The sequence below is a fragment of the Bradyrhizobium betae genome, assembly GCF_050632175.1.
GTDB classification, from domain to species: Bacteria; Pseudomonadota; Alphaproteobacteria; order Rhizobiales; family Xanthobacteraceae; genus Bradyrhizobium; species Bradyrhizobium betae_B.
The window spans coordinates 440,248-463,524 of the sequence record NZ_CP192576.1 but is presented as its reverse complement, the minus strand read 5'-3'; the positions used below and the strand labels follow the sequence as shown (position 1 = coordinate 463,524).

21 protein-coding genes and 3 pseudogenes are annotated in these 23,277 nt (G+C 63.7%); 14 read left to right on the top strand and 10 right to left on the bottom strand.

Annotated elements, in window-relative coordinates:
- Genes ccoG through ACQ86E_RS02425 form a run of 5 tightly spaced genes read right to left on the bottom strand, consistent with a single transcriptional unit; the run spans nt 1 to nt 3,866 of the window.
- Nucleotides 1–1,440: a cytochrome c oxidase accessory protein CcoG gene (ccoG, locus tag ACQ86E_RS02445; RefSeq protein WP_431204038.1), complete on the bottom strand. Its 1,440-nt coding sequence runs from the start codon at nt 1,438–1,440 to the stop codon at nt 1–3.
- A gap of 32 nt (nt 1,441–1,472) precedes the next feature.
- The gene (locus ACQ86E_RS02440) at nt 1,473–1,862 is read right to left on the bottom strand and encodes a DUF302 domain-containing protein (RefSeq protein ID WP_431206379.1); all 390 of its coding nucleotides are present in this window, start codon (nt 1,860–1,862) and stop codon (nt 1,473–1,475) included.
- 41 nt (nt 1,863–1,903) lie between these two features.
- The gene (locus tag ACQ86E_RS02435) at nt 1,904–2,107 is read right to left on the bottom strand and encodes a YgaP family membrane protein (RefSeq protein ID WP_431204037.1); all 204 of its coding nucleotides are present in this window, start codon (nt 2,105–2,107) and stop codon (nt 1,904–1,906) included.
- Nucleotides 2,104–2,583, bottom strand: coding sequence for a thioredoxin TrxC (gene trxC / locus ACQ86E_RS02430; protein ID WP_431204036.1), 480 nt, complete (start codon nt 2,581–2,583; stop codon nt 2,104–2,106). Before trxC ends, ACQ86E_RS02435 begins: the two co-directional genes overlap by 4 nt.
- Complete coding sequence (locus tag ACQ86E_RS02425; protein ID WP_431204035.1) at nt 2,580–3,866, bottom strand: NAD(P)/FAD-dependent oxidoreductase; 1,287 nt, start codon at nt 3,864–3,866, stop codon at nt 2,580–2,582. Before ACQ86E_RS02425 ends, trxC begins: the two co-directional genes overlap by 4 nt.
- Before the next feature lie 109 nt (nt 3,867–3,975).
- Here ACQ86E_RS02425 and ACQ86E_RS02420 point away from each other — a divergent pair, with 109 nt between their 5' ends.
- From ACQ86E_RS02420 to ACQ86E_RS02405, 4 genes are all read left to right on the top strand, one after another.
- Entirely contained in the window at nt 3,976–4,275 is a 300-nt protein-coding gene (locus ACQ86E_RS02420; protein ID WP_431204034.1) for an ArsR/SmtB family transcription factor, read from the top strand.
- 125 nt (nt 4,276–4,400) lie between these two features.
- Nucleotides 4,401–5,390: an efflux RND transporter periplasmic adaptor subunit gene (locus ACQ86E_RS02415; RefSeq protein ID WP_431204033.1), complete on the top strand. Its 990-nt coding sequence runs from the start codon at nt 4,401–4,403 to the stop codon at nt 5,388–5,390.
- On the top strand, nt 5,387–8,608 hold the full coding sequence (locus ACQ86E_RS02410; protein WP_431204032.1) for an efflux RND transporter permease subunit: 3,222 nt from the start codon (nt 5,387–5,389) through the stop codon (nt 8,606–8,608). The genes ACQ86E_RS02415 and ACQ86E_RS02410 overlap by 4 nt, the downstream gene beginning before the upstream one ends.
- 10 nt (nt 8,609–8,618) lie before the next feature.
- Nucleotides 8,619–8,975, top strand: a complete 357-nt coding sequence (locus ACQ86E_RS02405; RefSeq protein WP_431204031.1) for a carboxymuconolactone decarboxylase family protein — start codon at nt 8,619–8,621, stop codon at nt 8,973–8,975.
- Between the two features lie 13 nt (nt 8,976–8,988).
- Here ACQ86E_RS02405 and ACQ86E_RS02400 read toward each other — a convergent pair whose 3' ends face one another.
- A complete protein-coding gene (locus ACQ86E_RS02400; protein WP_431204030.1) occupies nt 8,989–9,393 on the bottom strand; it encodes a hypothetical protein in 405 nt (134 codons plus the stop codon).
- A gap of 153 nt (nt 9,394–9,546) precedes the next feature.
- On the opposite strand from ACQ86E_RS02400, the pseudogene ACQ86E_RS02395 reads away from it, so the two are divergent.
- Nucleotides 9,547–9,779, top strand: a pseudogene (locus ACQ86E_RS02395) (hypothetical protein).
- 78 nt (nt 9,780–9,857) lie between these two features.
- Nucleotides 9,858–11,826, top strand: a pseudogene (locus tag ACQ86E_RS02390) (pyrroloquinoline quinone-dependent dehydrogenase).
- A 46-nt stretch (nt 11,827–11,872) separates the two neighbouring features.
- Here the strand turns inward: ACQ86E_RS02390 and ACQ86E_RS02385 are convergent.
- The gene (locus ACQ86E_RS02385) at nt 11,873–12,115 is read right to left on the bottom strand and encodes a PilZ domain-containing protein (protein ID WP_431204029.1); all 243 of its coding nucleotides are present in this window, start codon (nt 12,113–12,115) and stop codon (nt 11,873–11,875) included.
- 182 nt (nt 12,116–12,297) lie between these two features.
- On the opposite strand from ACQ86E_RS02385, the gene ACQ86E_RS02380 reads away from it, so the two are divergent.
- Nucleotides 12,298–12,591, top strand: a complete 294-nt coding sequence (locus ACQ86E_RS02380) for an HdeA family protein (protein ID WP_431204028.1) — start codon at nt 12,298–12,300, stop codon at nt 12,589–12,591.
- A 124-nt stretch (nt 12,592–12,715) separates the two neighbouring features.
- Here the strand turns inward: ACQ86E_RS02380 and ACQ86E_RS02375 are convergent, their stop codons facing one another.
- On the bottom strand, nt 12,716–13,180 hold the full coding sequence (locus ACQ86E_RS02375; RefSeq protein WP_431204027.1) for a PaaI family thioesterase: 465 nt from the start codon (nt 13,178–13,180) through the stop codon (nt 12,716–12,718).
- Between the two features lie 205 nt (nt 13,181–13,385).
- Between ACQ86E_RS02375 and ACQ86E_RS02370 the strand changes: the two genes are divergently transcribed.
- Nucleotides 13,386–13,682, top strand: a complete 297-nt coding sequence (locus ACQ86E_RS02370; RefSeq protein ID WP_431206378.1) for a hypothetical protein — start codon at nt 13,386–13,388, stop codon at nt 13,680–13,682.
- A gap of 103 nt (nt 13,683–13,785) precedes the next feature.
- On the top strand, nt 13,786–14,040 hold the full coding sequence (locus tag ACQ86E_RS02365) for a hypothetical protein (RefSeq protein WP_431204026.1): 255 nt from the start codon (nt 13,786–13,788) through the stop codon (nt 14,038–14,040).
- A gap of 44 nt (nt 14,041–14,084) precedes the next feature.
- On the opposite strand, the gene ACQ86E_RS02360 is transcribed toward ACQ86E_RS02365, so the two are convergent.
- Nucleotides 14,085–14,270, bottom strand: a complete 186-nt coding sequence (locus tag ACQ86E_RS02360; RefSeq protein WP_431204025.1) for a hypothetical protein — start codon at nt 14,268–14,270, stop codon at nt 14,085–14,087.
- A 366-nt stretch (nt 14,271–14,636) separates the two neighbouring features.
- On the opposite strand from ACQ86E_RS02360, the gene ACQ86E_RS02355 reads away from it, so the two are divergent.
- From ACQ86E_RS02355 to ACQ86E_RS02335, 5 genes are all read left to right on the top strand, one after another.
- Complete coding sequence (locus ACQ86E_RS02355; protein WP_431204024.1) at nt 14,637–14,876, top strand: DUF2798 domain-containing protein; 240 nt, start codon at nt 14,637–14,639, stop codon at nt 14,874–14,876.
- A gap of 1,126 nt (nt 14,877–16,002) precedes the next feature.
- The gene (gene recA / locus ACQ86E_RS02350) at nt 16,003–17,091 is read left to right on the top strand and encodes a recombinase RecA (RefSeq protein WP_431204023.1); all 1,089 of its coding nucleotides are present in this window, start codon (nt 16,003–16,005) and stop codon (nt 17,089–17,091) included.
- A gap of 198 nt (nt 17,092–17,289) precedes the next feature.
- Complete coding sequence (locus ACQ86E_RS02345) at nt 17,290–18,183, top strand: hypothetical protein (RefSeq protein ID WP_431204022.1); 894 nt, start codon at nt 17,290–17,292, stop codon at nt 18,181–18,183.
- 12 nt (nt 18,184–18,195) lie between these two features.
- Nucleotides 18,196–19,194: a hypothetical protein gene (locus ACQ86E_RS02340; RefSeq protein ID WP_431204021.1), complete on the top strand. Its 999-nt coding sequence runs from the start codon at nt 18,196–18,198 to the stop codon at nt 19,192–19,194.
- Nucleotides 19,195–19,251: 57 nt separating this feature from the next.
- Nucleotides 19,252–20,226: a hypothetical protein gene (locus ACQ86E_RS02335; protein ID WP_431204020.1), complete on the top strand. Its 975-nt coding sequence runs from the start codon at nt 19,252–19,254 to the stop codon at nt 20,224–20,226.
- Nucleotides 20,227–20,331: 105 nt separating this feature from the next.
- Here ACQ86E_RS02335 and gcvP read toward each other — a convergent pair.
- Nucleotides 20,332–23,200 (bottom strand): annotated as a pseudogene (gene gcvP / locus ACQ86E_RS02330) (aminomethyl-transferring glycine dehydrogenase).
- Nucleotides 23,201–23,277: the final 77 nt, after the last annotated feature.

The window sequence follows — 23,277 nt, the reverse complement described above, 5'->3', positions numbered from 1 at the left end:
TCATTTGTCGCCCGGGATGAAGTGGTCGCGGGCGCTTGCGCGTGCCCCGCTGGCGGTGTCGGTGATGGCGATGTCGATGTCGCGCGACGTCTGCGGCAGATTGGCCGGGCCGACCTGCACCGACAGTCTGACCTCGTGGGTCTGATCCTGCCCAACCTCGACGACTGGCCTGCCGTCGGGCTCGGTCTCGACGCCGGCGACGCGAATGGTCGCACCGGGCAGGCCGGAGACCTTGATTGCGAATGATCGCTGCGCGCCCTTGTTGAGGATGCGCACGGTGTAGTCGTTGCGCACCCCGCCATCCGACAGCTGCACGAACAGCGGATTGCGCTCGTGCAGTACGTTGACGTCCATGGTCGCGCGCGTGGCCAGCGTGTAGAGCATGATGCTGCCGACGACGGCGATGGCGGCGACATAGATCAGCGTGCGCGCGCGGATGATGCGGTAGATCGGCGTCTTGCCCTCGCGCCGGCGCTGCATGTTGATGTCGGTGTCATAGCCGATCAGGCCCGCGGGCCGGCCGATCTCGCGCATGACGTTGTCGCAGGCGTCGATGCACAGGCCGCACTGGATGCAGCCGAGCTGGATTCCGTGGCGAATGTCGACGCCGGTCGGGCAGACATTGATGCACTGATGGCAGTCGATGCAGTCGCCGGCGGGCTCTCCGTGCATGCGGGCGGCTTGTGCCTTCTTGACCGACATGCGCGGCTCGCCGCGGTCGAGGCGATAGGTGACGTTCAGCGCCCACTCGTCGGTCAACGCCGCCTGGATGCGCGGCCACGGGCACATGTAGATGCAGACCTGCTCGCGGGCGTGGCCGGCGAAGAGGTAGGTCGTCGCGGTGAGGATGCCGATCCAGAGATAGGCGATGAAGGGCGCCTGGAAGGTCGCCAGCTCCTTCACCAGTGTGGGTGCGTCGGCAAAATACAGCACCCAGGCACCGCCGGTCCACCAGGCGATCATGATCCAGAGGAAGTGCTTGAGCGCGACCTTTCGGATGTGGTCCAGCGTCCAGTAGCGCTTGTCACCCTGCATGCGCTCGCGCCGGTCGCCCTCGACCCAGCGCTCGACCGCGTAGAACAGGTCGGTCCACACCGTCTGCGGACACATGTATCCGCACCAGAGCCGGCCGGCGACGGCGTTCATCAGAAACAGCGTCATCGCGGCGATGATCAGAAGGCCGGTGAAGTAGTAGACCTCCTGCGGCCACAGCTCGATGAAGAAGAAGTAGAAACGCCGATGCGGGAGGTCGACGAGCACGGCCTGGTCGGGCAGGCCGGCCCCCCGATTCCAGCGCACGAAGGGGAGCAGATAGTAAGTCCCGAGTGTGACGCAGAGAATTGCCCATTTGATGCGGCGGAAGGGGCCATGGACCGACTGCGGATAGACCTTCCTGCGCTTCTCGTAGAGAGGTCCCTCGATGAGGGTGTCGTCAGTCATGGGCGGAATTCCTCGCGATCAATAATATGTGCTCAGGCGACGTCGGCGACGACCTGCCTGAGCAGTTCGCGCACCTTGCCGGCCACAGCACCAAGTCCAGGGTTCTCGATCGATGCCATCGACGCGACCGGATCAACCGCGGAAATCTCGACAACGCCGGGATCGTGCTGTTGAACTACGACATTGCACGGAAGCATCGTGCCGATCTTGTCCTCGAGCGTCAGCGCTTCGTAGGCAAGCTTCGGATTGCACGCGCCGAGGATCAGGTAAGGGCGGAAGTCCACCCCGATCTTCTTGCCGAGGGTTTCTTTCACGTCGATTTGCGTGAGAACGCCGAAGCCGTGTTTCTGCAGGGCTGCGGTTACGGCCGTCACGGCCGCGTCGAACGGCATGTCGACGGTCTTCGAGAAATGGTAGGTCATTGCTGTGTTCCCTCGAGCGGGTTGCGTCCGCAGGGCCGCGTTCACGAGAATGCGCAACCGCTGCGCAAGCCGAGTTTCCTGAACACCATTGCCGCCGGGCAGAAGCCGGTGATCGACGCCTGAATCATGTTGAGGCCGGCGAACGCCGTCAGCAGGTACCAGTAGGCATTCACATATGTGCCGAGCGCGAGTCCGAGCAGAACGACGCATCCGGCGAAGGCGAGAACGGCTTTATCGAGATTCATAGTGAGCTCCTCTTTGTGCGATTTGGTGTGACTTGCGAGCGCGTCAGCCCGGACTCCGTCCAGGCCACGATACTGCGCGCATCCATTGCTCCGGCGTGGCGAGCGATTTCGCGGCCGCCGTGCATCAGCAACAGGGTCGGGATGCCGCTGATGTTGAATCGTGACGACATCGCAGGCGCATTGTCGGAATTGAGCTTCAACAGCCGGACTTTCGGCTCCAGTTGCTGCGCGGCCCGCTCGAACATCGGGGCCATCGCCCGGCATGGTCCGCACCAGGGCGCCCAGACGTCCACGAGCACCGGGATGTCGCTGTTGGCGACATGGCGTTCGAAGGCTTCTTCGTCCACTTCGACGGGGTGGCCGGTAAACATCGCCTGGTGGCATGCGCCGCAGCGCGCGCCTTCCGGCGCGCGCCCGGCGGGCAGGCGGTTGATGCGCCCGCAATGACCGCAGACGATCTGGGTTGTCTCGCTCATGCGTCCGTCCTGACCTCCTTGATCTTGGTGATGTTCAGCTTGTCGAGCAGGAAGCGTTCGTAGAACGGCTCGCTCTCGCCCCGCCGCATCTTTCGGATGAAGTATTTCTCGAAGGCGACCTTGGCGTAGTGAACCCACTCGCCCTTGGACGACCAATTCACGTTGCGTGGCGGGATCTGCGGCTGCGCCAGGAAGGCGACGCCGGAATCGCCGAAGTCGGCGAGGCAGATCGCGTTCCACGTCGGCTGTGCGGTCGGAACATGACCGCGCAACAGGGCTCCGATATTCATCGCCGTTGCCGTCACCATGGATTCGATCATGAAGCCGGTCTTCGGCACGCCGACCGGCACCGGCGTCGACCCGATCGGGGCGATCGCGACACAGACCCCGACTGCGAACACGTTGGGGAAGGACGGATTGCGCTGATGCTTGTCGACGATGACGAAGCCCCGCGGATTGGTCAGCTTCTCGATGCCGCGCACCGCCTCGACGCCGCGAAAGGCGGGAAGCATCATCGAATAGGCAAAGGGCAGGTCGTGCGCCCTGTGAGCCGTGCCGTTCTCGGCAAGCTCCTCCACCGACATCATGCCCGGCCCGACGTTGTCGATGCGCGCGTTGGTAATCCACTTGATGTGCTTCTCGCGCATCTCGCTTTCGAGCAGCCCCTTGGTATCGCCGACGCCGTCGAGGCCGAGATGGCCGATATAGGGCTCGGAGGTGACGAAGGTCATCGGCACCCGGTCGCGCAGCTTGCGGCGGCGCAGCTCGGTTTCCAGAATGAAGAGGAATTCGTAGGCCGGCCCGAAGCAGGAGGCGCCCTGGACCGCGCCGATCACGACAGGGCCGGGATTGGCTGCGAGCTTTTCAAACGCTTCGTTGGCGTGCGAGGCATGGTCCACGTGACAGATCGATTGCGTGTGGCCTTGCGGACCGAGGCCCGGGATTTCGTCAAACGCAAGCTCGGGACCCGTCGCGACGACCAGATAGTCGTAGTCGATCGAGGTACCGTCGCCGAGATCGATACGATTCTCCGCCGGATGCACGCGCTTGGCGCCCTGCGTCAGCAGGCGGATACCCTTGCGCTTCATGATCTCTTCGAGATCGATCTCGATCTCGTTTCGCTTGCGCCAGCCGATTGCCACCCAGGGATTCGACGGAACGAAATGATAGACGGCGCCCTGCGAGATCACGCTCAGGCGATCGTCCTTTCTCAACTGTGGCAGCAATTCATAGGCCATCAGCGTTCCGCTAAGCCCGGCTCCGATTACGACGATTTCCGCCATGGGGACCTCCCGTTGAATGTCGATCGCCGGTTCAGTTCCGGCCGTTCTGTGCTTGACGATATATTCGTAATTGCGTATATACGCAAGTATGAAAATAAACAGCGAAGTCATGGAACGGGCGGCCGATCAGGCGAGCGAATTGCTGAAGGCGCTCTCGAATCGGCACCGGCTTCTGATCATTTGCCAGTTGATCGACGGCGAACGATCGGTCGGTGAGCTGGCCGAATTCCTCAGCTTGCGGGATTCCACGGTCTCCCAGCATCTTGCGCTCCTTCGCAAGGATGGCTTGGTGTCCGCCCGCCGGGACGCGCAGACGATCTTCTACTCGATCGCAAGTGAGCCGGCGCGTGAGGTCCTGAAGACGCTGTATCAGGTGTTCTGCGCACCGAAATCCGCAAGAGCGAAATAAAATCTACGAGCGATCGCGTGGCGGCGCCTTGAGCGAGATCAACGTCCCACCGGATAAAACCAACGAGATGACGGAGGCGCACCGTGCCGCGGTGTGACGGCTTCATGATTATGCGGATAGACCTTATGCGCACCTTGGGATTTCTGGTCGCGCTCGCGGCCGCCACCCTGCATGCCAGTCTCGCGACGGCGGAAACGCTGACGGTGGCGCAACACGTCGTTACCGACGAAAAGGCCGTCTTTGCCACGGTCGAGAGCATCAGCGTAGTACCGGCGCGCGGGCGCATCGGCGGAACCGTAGTCCAGCTCCACGTCAGGGAAGGCGATCGCGTGACCGCAGGGCAGGCGATCGCCGCCATCGGCGACGAGAAGCTCGGTCTGCAGATGAAGTCTCTGGATGCGCAGATCGAAGCACTGCAGGCGCAGGCCAACCAGGCGCAGATCGATTTCACCCGGATCGAAGGTCTGGTCGAGCGCGGCACGCTTCCGCGCGTCAAGCTCGACGAGGCCCGGACCGCGCTGAACGTGGCGGAGAACGGCCTTCGCGCCAAGACCGCCGAGCGTGCCGTGATCAACGAGCAACTCAACCAGGGGCAGGTGCTGGCGCCGACAGAGGGGCGCGTGCTGAAGAGGCTCATCACGATTGGTTCTGTCGTATTGCCAGGTGATCCCATCGTCACGGTCGCGCAACAGAACTTCAAATTACGCTTGCGGGTGCCGGAGCGCCATGCGCGCCGTCTCAAGGCCGGCGACAAGGTTCGCGTCGACGGCGCGGAGCTTGGCGGCGAAGCCGCCAAGTGGGGCGTTGTCGATCTGGTCTATCCGCTGATCGAGGAAGGACGGGTCATTGCGGATGCGACCGTCGATGGGCTCGGCGAATATTTCGTAGGCGATCGGCTCCGGGTCTGGATCTCCGGTGGCGCGCGGCCGGCTTTCATCGTTCCGGCAGGCTACGTGACGACCCGGTTCGGCATCGACTACGTGCGGCTGCAAAAAGGCGGCGGGGTGATCGACGTGCCGGTGCAGCGCGGTCCGGAATTGCCGACGCCCGCGCTTCCCGACGGACTTGAGATCCTGTCCGGCATTCGCGCCGGCGACCAATTGGTGCGGCCGTGAATCTCGGACTCTCGGGCAGGCTCACCAAGGCGACGATCGCATCGCCGCTGACGCCGCTGTTTCTGATCGCAGCTTTCGTCGTCGGTCTGATCGCGGTCATCGTGATTCCGCGCGAGGAGGAGCCGCAGATCAGCGTCCCGATGGTCGATATCCGCGTCAACGCCGACGGCTTGCGCGGACCCGACGCGGTCGAGCTCGTCACCAAGCCGCTCGAGGCAATCGTCAAGGGCATCGACGGCATCGAGCATGTCTACAGCCAGACCGAGGACGACCGGGTGATGGTCACCGCGCGGTTTCTGGTGGGCACCAAGGCGGAGGACGCGATTCTCCGTGTTCATGAAAAGATTCGAGCCAATCTCGATCGCATCCCGGTTGGAATTCCCGAACCCTCGATCGTCGGCCGCGGCATCAATGACGTCGCTGTGACCGTCTTGACGCTTTCGCCGAAGCCGGAAGCGGCGGAACGCTGGACCGACAAGGATCTGTTCGAGCTCGCCGACAAGCTCCGCTCGGAGCTCGTGAAGGTCGACAGCATCGGACTGACCTACATTTCCGGGGGCGCGGCGCAGCAGATCAGGGTCGAGCCAGATCCGGAAAAATTGTCGCTGTTCGGCGTCACGCTGCAACAGCTCGTAGCCAAGGTTAAGGACGCCAATCGCTCGTTCCTGGCCGGCCAGGTTCGCGATGCCGGCATCGTTCGCAACGTCGCCGCAGGCCAGACGCTCGCAGGTATTCCCGATATCGGCCTGCTCCTGATCTCGACCCGAGACGGACGGCCGGTCTACGTCAAGGACGTGGCGAGCGTCATCATCGGCCCGAATACGATCGAACACCGGGTCTGGAACGATGCGCGGGACGAGAAGGGGCAGTGGGCCCGGGTGCCCGCGGTCAGCCTCGCACTCGCCAAGCGCGCCGGCGCCAATGCGGTGGTTGTGTCTGCCGATATCAATCACCGCCTGGAGGGATTGAAGGGGCGTCTGATCCCCGAGGATGTCCAGGTCACGGTGACCCGCGACTATGGCGAGACCGCCAACGAAAAGGCCAACGAACTTCTGTTCCACCTTGGGCTCGCGACCGTCTCGATCGTCGTCCTGATCGCAATCGCGATCGGCTGGCGTGAAGCGTTGGTGACCTTCGTCGTGATTCCGACGACGATCCTGCTGACGATGTTCGCCGCCAACCTGATGGGCTACACCATCAATCGCGTCAGCCTGTTCGCGCTGATCTTCTCAATTGGCATCCTCGTCGACGACGCCATCGTCGTCGTCGAGAACATAGCGCGGCACTGGGCCATGCGCGACGGCCGGCCGCGCCTGCAGGCGACCATCGAGGCCGTTGCGGAGGTCGGCAATCCCACCGTCGTCGCGACGCTGACCGTGGTTGCGGCGCTGTTGCCGATGCTGTTCGTGTCGGGGCTGATGGGCCCTTATATGGCGCCTATTCCCGCCAACGCGTCGGCGGCGATGCTGTTTTCCTTCTTTGTCGCCATGGTGGTCGCGCCGTGGCTGATGCTGAAGCTGGCCCCGAAGGGCGAAATGACATCCGCGCATGCAGCGCATGACGAAGGACGCCTGGGCCGGCTCTACCGACGCATTGCCACGCCGATCGTGCGCAGCAGGCGTTCTGCCTGGATATTCCTGCTTGGCGTCGGCATCGCGACGCTGTTGTCGATGACGCTGTTTGCAACCAAGTCGGTGACCGTCAAGCTTCTGCCGTTCGACAACAAGTCCGAGATCGCCGTGGTCGTCGACCTGCCGGAGGGCGCAAGCCTGGAGGCGACCGAGCGCACCTTGTTCGGCGCGGCCGAGATCGCCCGGCAATTGCCGGAGGTCACCTCGTTGCAATCCTACGCGGGCACGCCGGCTCCCTTCAATTTCAACGGACTTGTGCGGCACTATTATCTGCGGGAGAGGCCTGAGCTCGGTGAAGTGCAGGTCAACCTGGCTGCGCGTGGCGATCGCAAGCGCGCGAGCCATGAAATCGCGCTGGAGCTGCGCGAGAAGCTGAAGGCACTCGATCCGCCCAAGGGCACCAGCATCAAGGTGGTCGAGGTACCGCCCGGGCCGCCGGTGCTTTCGACGTTACTCGCCGAGGTCTATGGCCCCAATGCGGCCACGCGCCGCGCGGTCACGGCCGAGCTCAAGAAGGTCTTTGCGGAAGTGCCGTTCATCGTCGATGTCGACGATTCGATCGGGGAGAAGCGGCCGCGGTTGCGGCTCTCGATCGACCAGGATCGGCTCGAGTTCTTCGGCGTCGAGCAGCGCGATGTCTACGACACGATCCAGGCGCTGTTCAGCGGCATTTCGATAGGCTACTCGCATCGCGGCGAGGACCGCAACCCGATCGAGATCGCAGTACATCTGGGCAAGCGCGATCTGGTCTGGGATGAGGCATTGGCCTCCACGCCTGTGCCGGCCAACACGGTGCCCGGCAGCAAGACGGTGGTCGAACTCGGCCAGGTCGTGAAGGCGACCATGGAGGAGGGCTCGCCGACGATCTTCCGCCGCGACGGTCGTTTCGCCGACATGGTAATGGCCGAACTTGCCGGGCGCTTCGAGGCGCCGCTCTACGGCATGCTTGCAGTAGCCGACCGCGTCGATGCCCATGACTGGGGCAATCTCCCGAAGCCGGCGATCAGTCTGCACGGGCAGCCGGTGGATGAGTCGCGTCCGACGCTGTTGTGGGACGGAGAATGGGAAATCACCTGGGTGACCTTCCGCGACATGGGCGCGGCTTTCGGTGCGGCGATCCTCGGCATCTACGTGCTGGTCGTCGCCCAGTTCAAGAGTTTCCGTTTGCCGCTCGTCATCCTGACGCCGATCCCGCTGACGTTGATCGGAATCCTCGTCGGACATTGGCTGCTGGCTGCACCGTTCACGGCGACGTCGATGATCGGCTTCATCGCGCTGGCCGGCATCATCGTGCGCAACTCGATCCTGCTGGTCGACTTCATCAGGCACAGCGGCGGGGACGGCAAGTCGCTTCGTGAGGTGGTGCTCGAGGCCGGCGCGGTCCGCTTCAAGCCGATCCTGCTCACCGCGCTTGCTGCCATGATCGGCGCCGCGACCATCCTGCTCGATCCGATCTTTCAGGGATTGGCGATCTCGCTGCTGTTCGGGCTTGCGTCGTCGACTCTTCTCACCGTGCTGGTGATTCCCGCGATCTATATCGCCCTGCGCGCGCCGCGCGAGGCGACTTCGACCACTACACTCAGCTAGCGAGGGTCCGATGGACAAGAACTACGTCGATATCACCAGGAACATCTCGGCCAACCTGAAGAAGCTGCGCAGCGACATTCCCGACACGATGAAAGGGTTTGCGATGCTCGCGCAGGCCGCGACGCGGGACGGCGCGCTGGACAAGAAGACCAAGGAGCTGATCGCGCTTGCGCTCGGCGTCGCCGCGCATTGCGACGGCTGCATCGGCTTTCACACCGAAGCGCTGGTCAAGCTCGGCGCTAAGCGCGAGGAAGTCGAGGAGGCGCTTGGTATGGCCGTCTACATGGGCGGCGGGCCGTCGCTGATGTATGCCGCGGATGCGATTGCGGCATACGAGCAGTTCCAGCAACAGGAAAGCGCCGCGTGACGTCGGCGAGGTGCTATATGGGCTCGTAGTTCTCCGACCCGCAGATGTCGTCCGCTTCGGCACGTCGGCGATCGACCACCTTTCCGTCCGATATCGTCACGATGTAGATCTGGGTGCCGAGCTGGGAGCCGGTGGCGGAGGTGAGCTGCGCGCGGACGCAGGCCGTCCAGCCCGCTCCGCGCACCTCGCGATGCGGCGGGGCCACCTGAACCTCGCGCGGATAGGACGTGTTGAGGAAGACCACGTTGACTTGCTCGCGCACGACGCGCTTGACGTCGGGGGCGGGTTCGGGCGGCGGCGGCTCGGCTTCCTTCAGGCGCATGAACTCGGGCACCGGCGCGCGGCTGTCGGCAAAGCCACAAGACGCCAGTGCCAGCGCGGCGGCGATCAGCGCCGCATGAGCAACAATCCGCAACATCCGTGAAGGTCCCCTGCGGGCCAACAGATAGTCAGAAATGTGATCTGGCGAAGTCCCGGCCGATCAAGATTTGCTGAAGATCCGGCAGCCGGGTACATTTGCTATTACGGGATTGCAGGCTAGTTTGTACCCCGGACGAGGGGGATTGCTCCAATGAGAGTTTTGGTCATAGCGGCCGCACTGCTGGCACTGATGGCCGTGTCGGTACAGGCGCAGGGCCGTGGCAGAGGCCAGCCGAACGAGGGCGCGCCCAAGGCGGACAACAAGCCCAAGGTCGACGAGAAGGCCTACAAGGCCGCAGCTCGAGCCGCATTCCCGAGCCCAAGGAGAAGTACGACCCTTGGGGCGGTGCGCGTCCTGCCGAGCCCGTCAAGAAACCGAAATAGGCGAGGCGGGCGTTGGCGACCCGCCCGTGCTGTTTGGCCGCTGTCCTCGCGCTTCTCCTGCTTGCGTCATGGCCGTGCATGGCTTGGGACAGCTGGGGCGGCGATGCCGGCGGCTCGCGCTTTTCGCTCTTGCGAGACATTACGCCCGACAATGTCGGTCATCTGGTCCGGGCGTTCGAATTCCACACCGGCGATCTTGCGGCCCGTCCGCCAGAGTTGATGCGGCGAACAAAATTCCAGGCGACGCCACTCTTCGTCGAAGACAGCCTGATCTTCTGCACGCCCTTCAACGAGGTGATTGCGCTCGATCCCGGCACCGGCGTGCAGAAGTGGCGCTTCGATCCGAAGATCGCCACAAATCAACGCCCCGCCAATCGCTACGTCTGCCGCGGCGTGACGTACTGGATCGACGATGGGGCGCCTGCGAATGCCGCCTGTCGATCGCGCATCTTCATGGGCACCAACGATGTTCGCCTGATCGCGCTCGACGCGAAGACGGGGCTCCCTGTACCGGCTTTGGCGAGAATGGGCAGATCAGGCTCGATATCGGCACGGCGCTGGAATGGCCCGGCGAATTCCAGATCACCTCCCCGCCGGCCGTTGGCCGCGGTGTCATCGTGGTCGGCTCTGCGATCGGTGACAACCGCCGCGTCGACGCGCCGAGCGGCGTGGTGCGCGCGTTCGATGCGCGCACGGGTCAGGCACGCTGGACCTTCGAGCCACTGAAGCGCGACGGCATCGAGGCTGGTCACGCCAATGTCTGGGCGCCGATGTCGGTGGACGCGGCGCGCGGGCTGGTGTTCCTGCCGACATCCTCGCCGTCGCCGGACTTCTGGGGCGGCAAGCGGCCGGGCAACAACGAGCACGCCAATTCGGTGGTCGCACTGCGCATCGAGACCGGCGAACTCGTGTGGGCATTCCAGACCGTGCACCACGACGTCTGGGACTACGATCTGCCGGCGCAGCCGACGCTGACGCGCCTCGATACCGGTGACGGCCAGCGCGACGTGGTGATCCAGCCGACCAAGCAGGGTTTTGTCTTCGTGCTCGACCGCGACACCGGCAAGCCGGTGTGGCCGGTCGAGGAGCGCGCGGTGCCGCAGGGCGGCGCCGCGGGGAACGGCTGTCGCCGACACAGCCGTATCCGACGCATGTGCCGGCGCTGACATCGCAGACGATTTCGACCGACGATGCGCTCTCGCTGTGGCCGGGCCTGCGCCGCTCTGCTTGCGAAAAGCAGTTCGCGGAGGCGCGCAACGACGGGCTGTTCACGCCGCCCTCGACGCAGGGCACGATGGAATTTCCGTTCACGGGCGGCGGGGTGAACTGGGGCAGCGCTGCGTTCGATCCGCTCAATCAGATTCTCTACGCCAACACGGGCCGCGCCGTTCATCTCATCAGGCTGATCCCGCGCGCCGAGGCCGCCGGATTCAATCCGCCGCCCGGCCACGATTTCGGCCAGCAGCGCGGCGCGCCGTTCGCGATGTCGCGTGCGGTGATGATGTCGCCGCTCGGATTGCTCTGCAACAAGCCGCCCTGGGGCGAAATGGTCGCGGTCGATCTGAAGGCCGGCAAGATCATCTGGCGTGCGACGGTCGGGACCACCGAGGACCTCGCGCCGCTCGGCGTGCCGCTGCCCTGGGGCGCGCCGCTCGTGAACGGGCTCGCGGTCACCGCGGGTGGTCTGGTCTTCACCGGTGCGATGGACGCTTACTTGCGCGCCTTCGATGCGCGAAGCGGCAGGGAGCTGTGGCAAGGCCGGCTGCCCGTGCCCGGCGTCGCCAATCCCATGACCTATCTCTGGAACGGCGAGCAATATGTCGCGATCGGAGCCGGCGGCCATTCCGAGGCGGGCACCTCGATCGGCGACAGCGTCGTTGCGTTTCGTCTGGCGCGGCCGGGCGAGGGGCGGTCATTGTGGTCGCGCACGATCGATCGTCCGGGCGGACGATTTTTTGCGGAGGCCTCACTGGTCGTGTTCGCGATCGTCGTGCTCGCGATCGGGAGCCTGCGCTGGCGTCGCAGACGTCGTATCGGGCGAACATAGCACCGCATCGTGCGCGCGTTGCGAACGAGCATTCACACCATGTGTACTACCGTACGAAAGCGAGGCCGACGCGTCTGTCGCTGCGCCAAACGGCACGGCAATTCCGCACGAAATTGTCGCGCGCGATCGACAGCGTGAACGATTGCGGCAATGTGGCGGAGCCTTCGACATCGATCGCCGCGCCGCTGGACGACATATTTCGCACCGTGCACGCGATGCCGCTGTTTTCAAAAATGATCTTTCCGCCCTTAAAAACACGGTGCCGCTGCGTTGCACGCTTCTCGATCATTCGCGTTAATCCCTACTGACGCTTGTCAAATAGTGCATAGAAATTACGTTGAACTAAACTCAATACTGGCGCTACTTGCGCAGCGCTTCAGAACTTCGTTTACGACGTTGAAGCGGAGTCGCTCCGCCGACTTTCCCCACAAGCCTTTTCTTTTATGGCGTCTCGCGCCGATGGAGATACTGATGAAGACCACGATTTCGCTTTTGTTCGCCGCTGCGCTCTCGCTGTCATCGATGCCCGCCCATGCCGTCAAATGGGACCTCTCGACCATGACCTGCAAGCAGTTCCTGGAGAGCGGAGAGGACAACATCTCGGTGGTGCTGACCTGGATGGACGGCTGGTACAAGGGCGACGAGGACAATGCGATCATCGACACCGACGTGTTCATCGACAACGCCAAGAAGTTCGGCGCCTATTGCGGAAAGAATCCGACCGTCAGCATCGTGACCGCGGCCGACGAGATCCTCGGCAAGTAATGCTCGACGTGCGCCGGCTGGAGCGCGGATGCGATTGCGCTTTTGCCTCTCGCTTCGATGCGAATGTGACGAAGGGCCGCGGTGCGCTTTGCGCTCACGCGGCCCTGTTGTTTCGGGATGACGCTCAGCCCGGCAACATCGCGAACGCGCTCGATACCATCGCCACCGGCTTGTTGTCGGTGGCCGAGAGCAGCGTGACGCGGCCGAAGCTCATGGTGCGTCCGAGCCTCACCACGCGGGCGTCGGCGAGCACGTCGGAGGAGGAGACCGCGCGCATGAAATGCGTGGTCTGGTCGACCGTGGTCATCGGACGATAGCCGCGGTTGGCGGCGAGGTTCGCGATCACCATCGCGGTGTCGGCGAGCGCCATCAGCGCCTGGCCGCAGACCACGCCGCCGTTGCGGCACAGGCGTTCAGAGAACGGCATGCGAAGCAGCGCGCTCGGCTGCCAGTCCGGCATATCGTCCGGCTGCGCGTGCTCGATGCGCTCGACGGTGAGGTTGAGATCCTGGACCCATGGTGCGAAGACCTCACTGAGGATGCGTCTGGCCTCGGTGATGCCGAACTCGGCTTCTGGCTGCGATGGCATTGCTGTCGTTTCCCCTGTGTTGCCGGATGTTGCGGCCATCTTGCGCGGATTGCCGCGGCAAAGTCACCCGGTCTTGCGCCGGTCGGTCGGCTTGAAAATGCCTGACTTGGCCCGATATGGTGCAGCGGATGCGGCCCTCGGCGGGCGGTTGACAGGGACGACCAGGCGCGGTTGATCCGTCCCTGATGGACCTAGGGAGTACATGATGAAGCTTTTCCGTATGGCGGCGGTGCTGCTGGCCGTGCTGGCGGGACCGGCCTACGCGCAAATGCCCAATCTCAATTTGCTGCAGGACGGCCCGAGCAAGACGCCGGAAGAGAAGGCTGCGGAAGCCGAGCGTGACCGGGCCTACAAGGAAACGCTGAAGAAGATTCCGGACTCCAAGGCCTCCAACGATCCCTGGGGCGGCATGCGCTCCGATCCGCCGAAACCGTCTGCTGCGCCGAAGGCGTCGGCCGCAACCAGCGCGCCGAAGAAGAAGTCCAGCACGACCCCCAATTGATCGTATCGTCCGATCGGAAGCGGTTGACGCCTCCGGCAGGGACTCCTCTTCGTCCGGTCGCGCCCTACATTCCTGAATGCGTGTTGCGTAGTGGAGGTACGGGATGGCCGATCGTCCGCGGGATCTCGCCGAGCGGATGGCGCGCCGGCGCAAGATGGGCGGCCGGCCGGGCGAAAGCCGCGGCGACGGATATCTGCGTGAGACTTTCACCCTGCCGCGTGAGGCGGCGCGGGCAAGGGCGCAGGCCTTCTTCGCCCGCTATCCCAAGGCGGGCTATATGAGCGCCGTCGAGGCCTGGCGCGAACTGCCCGGCGGCGAGATCGAATTCACCATGCGGCGGCTGCCCAGCGCGGACTAGGCGTTTTCACCCGCGAGGCCGCCGCCGATCTCGGTTCTACGGGGTCAAGCCTTCTGTCCGATCGCCTTCAACTCCCGATCGATGCGTAGCTGCACACGGCGGATCGCCAGCAGGTCGATCTTCGTCTCGGTCTTGCCCGTCTTGGTCTCTTCACCGATGCGGAACTGCCACTGCCAGATGCCCGGTATGGCGGTCTTGGCGACGGTGAACTCGACGCCCCTGTGATTCATGGTCACCTCCACGATTCACTTCCATGATCGCAAACATGTTGGGCGTCACAATATTCCCGCGACAAGCGAAATCTGCCGGTAACCCATGGATAGATCGTCGGAATCTGGAAATCGCGCGTGGTCCGAAACAAACGAAGTGGATTTCGAAAGGCGAATGGCTCGTGAAGCCCGCGCCGCGCGCGCAGGCGCCTGAGGTGAGTGGCCGACGATCCTGACGCGACGGTGCGACTCGTCGCCCTGCACTGGGATGCGCCCTCGGCGAGGCGCGGGAACTCTGTTCAGGGTGGGAGAACCACGGACGATCCATGGCGAGTGGCGGCACGTGCCTTGCTTGACCTGATGCCCTGCCAGCAACAAGGATGCGTCATGCTCGGCATTCCCCGCCGCTACAGTCATTTCGTCTTCGGCATCATCCAGTCCGGCCTGACCTCGCTGGTCGCGGCGGGCATCGCCAGCTTTCCCGCAGCCAGCGCAATGAGTTTCCTCGAGCACTGGATGGCGTCGTGGCTGATCGCCTGGGCCGTGATGCTGCCGATCGTGTTGCTGGCGGCGCCCGTGATCCGCGCCTTCGCGCTGCGGCTGACGCGGGAGGAGAGGGCGCCGTGATCCTGCCCGCGGGCATGAAAAAACCCGCTTGGGGAGAGCCAAGCGGGTGGATGAGTTGTTGGAGGCTGAGGTGCTGGGCTGCAACACCATAGCCGGAGAACACTAGCCTGCCCGGCTTACGACAGCCTGACAGGCCGGCCGATCGAATCCGCGCTCGTGCCAGCACGCCAAAAACCCCGCTCGGGGCAGAGCGGGGTCCTCGGGCTGGTATGGAGACCCGGTGTTGGTCCACCGGGCCGAGGAAGATTAGGGGAGCAGGCTTACGGGTGCCTGACGGCGATCGACAGCCGCTCCCGAACAGGCCGCAGACTGGCCCCGCACACGTCCCAATTTGGCCATCCGATCGCACGACTGGAGCCACAGCCGCGGGCGAGATTTCGCACCGTCAGGCGCGGCCATGGGGAAACGTGGTTCGCCGGCAAGCGGGGTCGCATCATGGACAAGGTAGAGCGTTCGTTCGCCGCCGCGACGGCGGTTGGCTTTGTGGTGCTGGTGATCGGCATCGGGTTGCTGGCGCTGATGTAGGCGCAGCATGGGCGGAGGGGGACTGCCATTGCCGGGCGGCCACGCGCCGCCGCAGAAACATCGAAAACAACCCCATGCACAGTAGGTCGCCGAGGGATTTCGCTGCGCCGTCAATGGCTTGTTGGAGGTGTTAGGATACCAATGGCCCGCTCGTGGGCGGCCCTATTGGACATTGATCGGGTCGAGAGGAAGGTGAAGTTCGGCGGCGCGCTCCCGGCGATCCTTCTGGCGGAATTCGTTTTCCTTCCGTTCGAACTTCGCCATCTCCTCGAGCCGCTGCCGCCAGCAGCCGATTGCGCCCCGCGGCATCGTGATGCGTCGTTTCAGTCATGATCGAGGTCCCCGAAGTGGCGGTCTCCGCACTGATAAAGCCGTTCGCCGCCAAATGTTCGCTACGGCAGGATTGCGAAATCATGACGGCGCCCGGGCGATGCGTCTTTGATGCGCGTCATGCTTCGGGCGCGTGTCCTCGGCCGGTCCCCGTTATCCGCAAAAGAACATATTGCGAACTCGGAACAAATAGGGTACATTGCTTTTGTCGACGACCCCCGCGCCAGCCGTTTGTCCCCCTAGCGAATCCCCGCCATAAGGAGCACGACCCATGTCCACCACTGCCCTGCGTATCGTCGAAGGATCCTCCATGGACAAGACTAAAGCCCTGGCCGCCGCGCTCTCCCAGATCGAGCGCCAGTTCGGCAAGGGCTCGGTGATGAAGCTCGGAAAGAACGACCGCTCGATGGATGTCGAGGCGATCTCGTCGGGGTCGCTGGGGCTCGATATCGCGCTCGGGATCGGCGGCCTGCCGAAGGGGCGCGTGGTGGAAATCTACGGGCCGGAATCCTCGGGCAAGACCACGCTGGCGCTGCATACGGTTGCGGAAGCGCAGAAGAAGGGCGGGATCTGTGCCTTCATCGACGCCGAGCACGCGCTCGACCCGGTCTATGCGCGCAAGCTCGGGGTCAATATCGACGAGCTCCTGATCTCGCAGCCGGACACCGGCGAGCAGGCGCTGGAAATCTGCGACACGCTGGTGCGCTCGGGTGCGGTAGACGTTCTGGTGGTCGATTCGGTCGCGGCGCTGGTGCCGAAGGCCGAACTCGAGGGCGAGATGGGCGACGCGCTGCCGGGACTTCAGGCGCGATTGATGAGCCAGGCGCTGCGCAAGCTGACGGCGTCGATCAACAAGTCCAACACCATGGTGATCTTCATCAACCAGATCCGCATGAAGATCGGTGTGATGTACGGCTCGCCTGAAACCACGACCGGCGGCAACGCGCTGAAATTCTACGCTTCGATCCGCCTCGACATCCGCCGCATCGGCGCGATCAAGGAGCGCGACGAGGTCGTCGGCAACACCACCCGCGTCAAGGTGGTGAAGAACAAGCTGGCGCCGCCCTTCAAGCAGGTCGAATTCGACATCATGTACGGCGAGGGCGTCTCCAAGATGGGCGAGATCCTCGATCTCGGCGTCAAGGCCGGCATTGTCGAGAAATCAGGCGCCTGGTTCTCCTACGACAGCCAGCGTCTCGGCCAGGGCCGCGAGAACTCGAAAGCGTTTTTGAAGGCCAACCCTGATATCACCGCCAAGATCGAGACCGCGATCCGCCAGAACTCCGGCCTGATCGCCGAGCAGATTTTGGCCGGTACGCCCGAGCGTGACGCCGACGGCGAGGAGCCGGGAGACGAGTAAGCCATAGCGCGAAAGAGTTTTTCGCGAGGAGCGGGCGCCGAGGACGTTGAGTTGCCGACGTCTTCGGGGCCCGTTTCGTTTTGCGTTGGAGTGATCAGGTGGTGCGATGAAGCGTCTGATCTTGACCAGTTCGTTCGGAAGTGATCTCGCCAAATCGGGGCTGGCCGAGATTGCAGTCTTCTTCGCTTTCCGTTTCGTGTGGGGGCGCTGCCTTCGCCGGAATATTTCGCAGCTTATTTCGGAGCGCGTTCGGGGACGCTCAAGACAGGCGATCACTGGTCGGATTGGGGCATCGTCTGGCCTCCCGCCTTCAAGAATCGCAGGGAACGGCCCTTTGCCGAATTTTGCGAGCGCTATGACGAGATTGAACTTTGGTTTGATCGGAGCCCCGAAGACCAATTGCAGTTGATTTGGCTGCTCGACTATCTCGGGTCATGCCCCGCGCTGCTGGAAAAGCTCCGATTGCGCTTGGTACCGTCTGATTTTCTCGACGTGAGCATCGAACGACTCGGAACTTCCACCTCGTATATTCCCCTCGTGGACGTTGGGGCCCGTGAGCTCGCAACCGCCAGGATGGCTTGGCAGGCCTATTGCGCGCCGACACCGGAGGCCTCCGCTGATCTGCTCCACAAAGACCTTAGCGCTCTGCCGATGTTGAGGCCGACTCTGGTCGATCTGTTGGCAGAGCTTCCGTCGCCTTTAACAGGACTTGGTGCGACTGAGTTGCGGTTCTTGGAGCTCATTGCGCGCGGGTTCACGCTCACAAATGCGCTATTTCACCTGCGCTCACTCCGAGGCACGCGGATATTTGGTGAGTTTGAGTCGGGATGGTTGCTTCAAGGGCTGGCGCATGGTCCGAAGCCTGCGGTGGCAGGGCTGGACGATGAACTGCGCACAATCGACCGAGAGAACCTGAGGGATCGGCACGCCGCGTATCTCCGCAGCCGGTTGTCGCTGACCGAGTTCGGCAAGGCCGTCCTGGCTCATCAGGAAGATTTCAGCCGTTACAATCCGATTGATCGTTGGTGGGGCGGTACGCATCTGACCAACGACCGGCTGTGGCGCTACGGCGCTGCTCTGACGAAGCCTTGATGGATCCGAGCAATGACGAAGCTCATGGTGACGACCGACTCGTCCATCGCCGGCGCCGTCCAACAAGCGGGCCTTGCCGACCTCGTGATCGCGATCGAGCGTCGGCTCGTGTGGGGTCGATTGCCGTCCGCTGCGGAGTGCGAGGCGTTCTTTGCGCCGCGTACGACTCAGCCGCAGGGGCTTCATTGGCTCGACGATACGCCGTCCTGGCTTCTCGAGGAATCGGGGGTAAAGGATCGAGGATTCATGGAGCTGCTGGGGGAATACGACAAGGTCGAGTTTTGGCGGGGACCAGCGCCAAATGCCCAATTGATCCTGCTCTGGCTGCTCGATCATTGGCGCCGTGGCACCGCAACCGCGAGTTCGAATTTCACCCTGCGTCCGCTGCACCCGGCCGTCGGCGACATCGACCCACAAGAGCTTGCCAGGCCGTACCCGTTCGTAAATGAGATCGAACCTCATGACTTCAAATTGGCCAGCCTTGCTTGGCAGGCCTACCGTGCTCCCACGCCCGAGAGCTGGCACAATCTCTTCAAGAACAATCCGGTTTTACTTCCGCAACTCGGTCCTTGTGTAACGGCACTTCTCGAAGAGCTTCCGAATTGCGCCTCGGGCCTAAGCGCCACGGAATGTAGGATTCTGAAGCTCATCCAGAGAGGCGGCGTGCTGCCTCTCGATGTCTTAAACCGTGCTAACCGCCACGTGCTTCCTGTCTACGGATATTGGGAAGTTGGCGCATTGCTCGATGGGCTCGCCCGGTGCGGGCGGCCGGCAGTCTCGGGACTCGATGAAGGTCCGTTTTCCCTGGAGATGCACAACGATCCCGTCCGTTTCGATCGGTACAAGCGGTCGCAATTATCGCTCACCGAGTTCGGCAAGGCGGTGCTGGGAGGCGACCAGGATTTCCGACGTCACAACCCAATCGACCGCTGGTGGGGCGGCACCCACCTGACCAACGAGCGGCTGTGGCGGTGGGACAGCGAGACCCACGCCGTTGTTGCGCCCGGATGATGTCTGCGTCGTCGCTCAAGGCGTTCCTGTATTGCGCATCGATTTTGAGAGGCAATCGTGTCCCATTTGATCCTGACGACGAACGATCGCGCGGAAAACACGCTTAGCCAGACGCGCCTCGCGAATGTCGTGCTCGCACTCTGTCCGCGCTTCGTCTGGGCGAAATTGCCTTCCGAGAATCAGCTTTTGATGGGGCTGGAGCGTCGATCGGCGAATCATCGTAATCCCGGCGATCATTGGCTCGATCACGCCTGTCCCGACAAGCTCAGCGGTTTCGGCACGCGCGATGTCGGCTTCTTCGAGCTGTGTGCGAAGTTCGACTCAATTGAAATATGGGTCGATCCTCGGCCAAATGACCAGCTTGTGCTGGTCTGGCTGCTGGACCTGCTTCGTCCCTACAAGGAGATCACGACGAAGCTGAGCCTGGTGCACACAGACGATCAGGTTGCGAACTATGCGCCGGAGTCTGTCGCAAAATGGAAGCTGCCGGCCTTCAGGGTGACCGACAATCATTTCGCGATGGCAAGCCGCGCCTGGCAAGCCTACCGGGCTGAAACGCCGGAATCATGTTTCAATCTCCTGATGACGAATCTGATGATCCTGCCGCGACTTCGATCGGCGCTCATTGCGTTGCTTGAAGAACTTCCGGACAGCGTGACGGGACTCGGTGCCAGCGAAATGGACATTCTGGACTTTGTGAACGATGGGCACATCGACCCAAAGCGCGTCGCCGAGGCGAGGTGGATGCGCGATGTGTTCGACGAAAACGACGCGGGCGATGCCTTGCTCGAACTGGGTGCACATCCGGCGCCGGCGGTCCTGCTGGGCGATCCGGCGTTCGACAATGAGGACCGCTACTTCGGCAGGAGCGAGTGGAAGGTCACGCTGACCGAACTCGGGCGTTCAATTTTTGCGCGCGAGGACGACATGTGGCGCCACAACCGGATCTATCGCTGGTGGGGCGGGACTGAACTCACCAACGAAAAGCTCTGGCGATGGGATTGCGAGAGCCGATCCCTGGTTGCACCTTGAGTCGGAATGGTAGGGTGGATTAGCCGAAGGCGTAATCCACCACTGTTGATTTCCGCGGATGTAGAAATGGTGGGTTACGGCTTCGCCTAACCCACCCTACGAAGCCTACTCCGCGGCTTCCGCGTAATCGCTCACCGGCGGGCACGAACACACCAGATTGCGGTCGCCATAGACGTTGTCGACGCGGCCCACGGGGCACCAGTATTTGTCGGTGCGCGAGGTGCCCGCGGGGAAGCAGCCCTCAGTGCGGGAGTAGGCGCGCGTCCAGTCGTCATCGGCGATGTCGTGCACGGTGTGCGGGGCGTGACGCAGCGGCGATGCTTCGATCTTGAAGCGGCCGGCTTCGACCTCGGCGATCTCCTTGCGGATCGCGATCATGGCGTCGCAGAAGCGATCCAGCTCCGCTTTCGACTCCGATCTCGGTCGGCTCGATCATCAGCGTGCCCGGCACCGGGAAGCTCATCGTCGGGGCATGAAAGCCGTAATCGATCAGGCGTTTTGCGATGTCGTCGACGGTGACGCCGCTCGTCGTCTTGAGCGGACGGGGATCGACGATGCACTCATGTGCGACGCGGCCCTTCTCGTTCTTGTAGAGCACCGGGAAGTGCGGATCGAGGCGGGCTGCGATGTAGTTGGCGTTGAGGATCGCGATCTCGGTGGCGCGCTTCAGGCCGTCGCCGCCCATCATCAGGATGTAGATATAGGAGATGGTCAGAATCGACGCCGAGCCGAACGGCGCGGCCGAGACCGGGCCGACCGGAGCGTCCGCCTGCGTCGCGGGATGGCCGGGCAGGAAGGGCGCCAGATGCGCCTTGACGCCGATCGGGCCCATGCCGGGGCCGCCGCCGCCATGCGGGATGCAGAAGGTCTTGTGCAGGTTGAGATGGCTGACATCGGCGCCGTAATCGCCGGGCCTGCTGAGCCCGACCTGCGCGTTGAGGTTGGCGCCGTCGAGATACACCTGGCCGCCATGGCCGTGGACGATCTCGCAGATCTCGCGGATGTGCTCCTCGAACACGCCATGGGTGGAGGGATAGGTGATCATGACCGCGGCAAGATTCGCCGCGTGCTTTTCCGCCTTGGCGCGGAGATCATTGACGTCGACGTCGCCATTCTTTTCGCAGGCGACCACCACCACATCCATGCCGGCCATCGCGGCCGAGGCAGGGTTGGTGCCGTGGGCGGAGGAGGGGATCAGGCAGATCTTGCGATGACTCTCGCCGCGCGCGGCGTGATAGCCGCGAATGGCCAGAAGCCCGGCATATTCGCCCTGCGCGCCGGAATTCGGCTGCAGCGAGATCGCGTCATAGCCGGTGATGTCGCACAGCCATTTTTCCAGCCGCGCGAACAGCGCGTGATAGCCGCGTGCCTGCTCGCGCGGGACGAACGGGTGCAGCGTCGCAAATTCCGGCCAGGTCAGCGGCATCATCTCGGTGGTCGCGTTCAGCTTCATCGTGCAGGAGCCGAGCGGGATCATCGCACGGTCGAGCGCGAGGTCGCGGTCGCTGAGCTTGCGCATGTAGCGCAGCATCTCGGTCTCCGAGCGATGCGCGTGGAACACCGGATGGGTGAGGAAAGCGGTGGTGCGCTTCAGCGCCTCCGGCAGCGCCTCGCGTGTGGTCGCGTCGATCTCGGCATAGGAAAGCGTGCCGCCGAAGGCGCGCCAGACCGCCTCGACCGTCGCGGGCGTGGTGGTCTCGTCGAGCGCGATGCGCAATGCGGTCTCACCGACACCAAGATTGATCTTCTCGGCGGCGGCGCGCGCGACGATCTCGGCTCGCTCAGCGCCGGCATCCACGCTAAGCGTGTCGAAGAAGCTTTCCGACTGCGGTGCAAAGCCGAGCTGGCGCAGGCCGGCGGCGAGCACGGCGGTGCGGCGATGCACATTGCGCGCAATCTGCGTCAGGCCCTCGGGGCCGTGATAGACGGCGTACATCGAGGCGATCACGGCGAGCAGCACCTGCGCCGTGCAGATGTTGGAGGTCGCCTTCTCGCGGCGGATGTGCTGCTCGCGGGTCTGCAGCGCAAGGCGGTAGGCGGGCGCGCCGCGGGAGTCCACGGAGAGGCCGACGATGCGGCCGGGCAGCGAGCGCTTCAGCGCATCGCGCACCGCCATGTAGGCCGCGTGCGGTCCGCCGTAACCCATCGGCACGCCGAAGCGCTGCGCCGAACCGATGGCGATGTCGGCGCCGAGCTCTCCGGGCGAGGCGATCAGCGTCAGCGCCAAGAGATCGGCGGCCACGATCGCGAGTGCGCCCTTGGCCTTCAGCGCTGCGATCGCGGGGCGGAGGTCGCGCAATGCGCCCGAGCTTCCAGGATGTTGCAGCAGCGCGCCGACCACGTCGGCCTTGTCGAGATCGGCAAGGGGATCGCCGACGACCAGGGTCCAGCCCAGCGGCTCGGCACGGGTGCGCATCACCGCCAGCGTCTGCGGATGCACGTCCTTGTCGACGAAGAAGGCTTTTGCTTTCACCTGCGAGTGCCGCTCGGCGAGCGCCATCGCTTCGGCGGCGGCGGTCGCCTCGTCCAGCAGCGAGGCATTGGCGACGTCGAGCCCGGTGAGGTCGCAGATCATGGTCTGGAAGTTGAGCAGCGCCTCCAGCCGGCCCTGGCTGATCTCGGGCTGGTAGGGCGTGTAGGCCGTGTACCAAGCCGGGTTTTCCAGGATGTTGCGCTGGATCACCGTGGGCAAGATCGTGCCGGAATAGCCTTGGCCGATCAGCGAGGTGAAGACCTGGTTCTCTCGCGCGAGCTCGCCCATATGCGCGATCGCCTCGGTCTCGCTAAGCGGCTTGCCGAGGTCGAGCGGGGCGGCCTGCCGGATCGAGGAGGGCAGCGTCTCCGACATCAGCGCGTCGACGCTCTTGGCGCCGACGGTTTCCAGCATCGCGGTGACGTCGCGCGCGGACGGGCCGATGTGGCGGCGGACGAAGGAGGTGGCGGTGTCGCCGTTGGATTTGCGGTGCGCGGTCATCATGGGTCCTCGCTTTAGGAGTTCTTGTCGCCGTCATGCCCCGCGAAGGCGGGGCATCCAGTACACGCAGGCGTCAC